This window comes from Cupriavidus sp. FW305-26, from assembly GCF_058787975.1.
In genome coordinates, this window is sequence record NZ_JBYTAH010000148.1 from 1 (window position 1) to 3,449 (window position 3,449).

4 protein-coding genes are annotated in these 3,449 nt (G+C 57.3%); all 4 read left to right on the plus strand.

Annotated elements, in window-relative coordinates:
• Window positions 1-440: DUF2345 domain-containing protein (locus AC3WQZ_RS35515; RefSeq protein ID WP_492302146.1), on the plus strand; the 440-nt coding region annotated here is incomplete at its 5' end.
• Window positions 441-461: 21 nt separating this feature from the next.
• Window positions 462-2,147, plus strand: a complete 1,686-nt coding sequence (locus AC3WQZ_RS35520; protein ID WP_492302147.1) for an esterase/lipase family protein — start codon at window positions 462-464, stop codon at window positions 2,145-2,147.
• Window positions 2,132-3,226 carry a T6SS immunity protein Tli4 family protein gene (locus tag AC3WQZ_RS35525; protein WP_492302149.1) on the plus strand — a complete coding sequence of 365 codons (1,095 nt, stop codon included), beginning with the start codon at window positions 2,132-2,134 and terminating at the stop codon, window positions 3,224-3,226. The genes AC3WQZ_RS35520 and AC3WQZ_RS35525 overlap by 16 nt, the downstream gene beginning before the upstream one ends.
• Window positions 3,227-3,249: 23 nt before the next feature.
• Window positions 3,250-3,449, plus strand: a 200-nt coding sequence (locus AC3WQZ_RS35530) for a hypothetical protein (RefSeq protein ID WP_492302151.1), incomplete at its 3' end; no start/stop codon positions are given.

The following is a 3,449-nucleotide window of genomic DNA, read 5'->3' on the forward strand; positions in this document are numbered from 1 at the left end:
ATCTGCTTCTGCAGGCGCAGAAATCCAACATCGAAGCGAATGCCAGACAGAACGTAGTGGTGACCGCAACCGATGGCGCGATCCTGCTCAATGCCAAGGCCAGCATCACTCTCATGAGCGGCAACGCAGGCATCCGCATCGCCGATGGCGGTGTGGAGGTGTTCGGGCCGACGCGTGTGCATCTCAAGACCGGGGACTTCGATATGCCGGGGGCGCACAGCATTTCACAAGCGATGAACGATTGGGAGCACACCCAGTTCAACGAGGGGTTTCGTCTGGTTGATACCGCGGACAAGCCCCTCGTTAACTATGCCTATGAACTGCTCCGACAGGATGGAACGGTGCTCCGCGGTGTCACCGATGCCCAAGGTCATCTTGCGCATCAGAAGAGTGAGATTGCCGAGACGCTTGAATTGCGGATTCTCGGTCCGGCGGCATAGGCGAGAACATTGGGTACGAACATGTCAGAGGAACTTGGCAAAGCGGCAAGCAGCGAACGCATGGCTACGGGCTTTCCTGACGGGGACGGCTCGATGCGATATGGCTGGACCATGACTCCGAGCCCGTTGACTGATCTGGTCAAGCTGGTGATTAAGCCTGTCAATGTGCTTCCGGTGATCTTTGTGCCGGGGATTATGGGAAGCAATCTCAAGAGCAAGGTTCGGAACGTCCCCGTGTGGCGACTCAACGCCACGCTGGGACAGCCATTCGGGTTGCTTTGGAACAATGCTCCTCGTACCGCCGGAGCGCGGCAGGTGCTCCTTCACCCCGACAAGACATTGGTTGATGATGCTGGCGCTGTGCCGACCTTCCCTGTTGGCAGTATTGGCGGACCCGCTGGCTACAAGGCACGGGGCTGGGGTGAAGTCGGCGAAACCAGTTACCAAGCTTTTCTGCTCTGGCTGGAACGCACCCTGAACCATCCGGGCAAGGCGTATGACAAGAGCTGGAAAGAAACGCTGAACCCCATCCTTGCTGATCAGTCACGACCATGGGGAGCACACCGGCCGTTTGCACCGTGCACGGCTTCAGAGATTGAGAAGGTAGCGAACTGGTTCTACCCCGTCTACGCCTGCGGTTACAACTGGCTCGAAGACAATGCTCTGTCGGCACGAAGGCTGAAGTCGCGTATTGAACGAATCATTCGGCAGCATCAACAAGGCTTTGGTCGCTGCAAACAAGTTCTGTTGGTAACCCATTCCATGGGCGGCTTGGTCGCGCGCGCCTGTTCTCAACTGGAGGGCATGGCAGAGAAGATTGCCGGCATCGTGCACGGCGTCATGCCGGCAATCGGTGCTCCGGTTGCTTATCGACGCTGCAAGGTCGGCATGCGTGACGAGGACTACGCTGCCAGTCTCGTCATTGGTCAAACGGGGCTAGAGGTGACGGCAGTGTTCGCGCAGGCACCTGGCGCATTGGAATTGCTTCCAACGCAGCAATACGACAGCAGCTGGCTCCGCGTGAAGGATCTAGCGGGTAACGATCTGCTGCCTCCCCATCCGGATCCCTACGACGGCATATATGCGGTAAGGGATCGCTGGTGGGGGTTGATCAAGGAGGAGTGGCTTGCGCCCGAGGGGGGCGAGGCACTCGGCTGGAAAGATGCAGTGCAGTACATCAGTCGAGCTAAGGACTTTCACGTCAGCATTGCAGACAAGTACCACGCCTTTACCTATGGTTTCCATGCAGCCGATCCGAAGCAGAAGAGCTTTGAACACGTTATTTGGCAGCTAAAGAAGGGAATTTCTCCAGAAGGGGAAACTCAGCTGCCAAATCCTTCAGATGTGATGCAGATTTCGCCGCAGCAGGTGCGAATGGACGGAACGAACCCTGAATATGTCGGCGGCGAAAACGTTGTGCGGGTCGTTCGGTCCGGCATGGGCCCGTCGGTAGTCCAGTACGACACTAGCCACTATGAGTTGCACGCTTCCCGGCAGGATGGTGGTGGCGACGGCACGGTGCCAGTCAGTTCAGGCCGAGCGCCTGCGACTGCCGCCAATGTCCGTCAATGGTTCGCGCTCAAGGGCTTTGCTCACGAGCCCGCCTACAAGAATGAGATGGCTCAGTTCGTGACGCTGTATAGCATTGTCAAGCTGACGGCACAAGCCAGGACGCCCCCGGGGAACTTGATATGGCCGCCAAACTGAACATAGCTGGCCTGTTTCTGGCCGCACTTCTAACGACTGGCTGTCAACGAGCGGCCACAAATCCCTTTCCGCCCATGGATATCCACCAGCCATCCAAGACGCATTGCATTGGCCGTTTCCTAATTGACCTGCCAGAAGAGTTCAATTCGGTACCGGATTCGATGGACAGTCCCGGCGATGCCGAGTTGCTCTATGGCAAGGATAAGGACTTCAAGCGCATCTATGTCAAGGTGCCCAAGCAACGTCCGGTGGAGGCAGAGCCGGTCATCCTGCGCGAAGATTTTGAGCGGGCGGTGAGTAAGCGAATGCAAGAACTAAGGGATGCACGCAATGAAGTTACACATGCCCCGATGTTGGTGTCCAGTACACCGTTAGGTGAAGGTGAAGGAGGCTATCTGATTCGTCGCTACGACAATGCGCAGCAAGGTAAATACTTTAGAAGCGAAATCCACCTCCTGGCGGGAGACTTGCGATACGTCATCTTTGAGGAAAAGAGCTACCCCGATAGCGAGCCGGCGGAAGCGGTAGAAGCGCGGTTGCGAAACCTCGCAGTCCACACTCGCGCCTATACCGACCCGGAGGCTGCCGGTCCCGGCTTCTGTGTCAAAGGCGTAGTGCTGAACGACATCCACGACGAAGAGACGGCGATGTTCAGTTTTCAAAGTGAACTCCATAAGGATCTTCTCTTTGACATCCATTCGCGCGCGCTTGTCACGCAGGACGAGGGCATGATCGCGCGACTGGAAAAGCGATTGGAAGGCGCCCCGCTGGCATATCGGCTCGCATTCCACACCCTACGCAAGGGCAAGCGAACCGTTGCCGGCATGGAAGCAGATGAGCTTGTGGAGACCTTCAAGGAAGAGGGATACAGGCGGCAGGGGCTGAAGGCGGAAACCAAGCGGGATACGCCGCAGTACATGCAGCCGCAGATGCATCTTACGTTAATGACCGGCGGACAGATTCCTGGTGGCGCTTATGTCGACTCATCGATGGATGACGATGAGGTGCTGAAGATTTGGGACAAGGTGGTGAGTTCGATCCGGCCCCGGCCAGGTGCGGTGGAGGGAGAGAAGAGGTGAGCAGGGAAACCAGAACCCATCCCATGAATCGGCTAGCTGCTTTTGCTTCGCGTTCTCGCACCGTTAGCGTTTCCAGCGCAGCCATTCCTGATTTGCTGGGACAGCCCCAGTTGGAATTCGTGCGGCTCTCAGGTCATGAGGGATTAAGCGAACTCTTCACCTACAAGGTAGACCTGCGCGCGGTCTCGCCTGCCGCGGAACAGTATCTTGCCGAGGCCGATCC

Coding starts and splice junctions, on each gene's coding strand:
- AC3WQZ_RS35520 (WP_492302147.1), top strand. CDS start 462: ATGTCAGAGGAACTTGGCAAAGCGGCAAGCAGCGAACGCATGGCTACG.
- AC3WQZ_RS35525 (WP_492302149.1), top strand. CDS start 2,132: ATGGCCGCCAAACTGAACATAGCTGGCCTGTTTCTGGCCGCACTTCTA.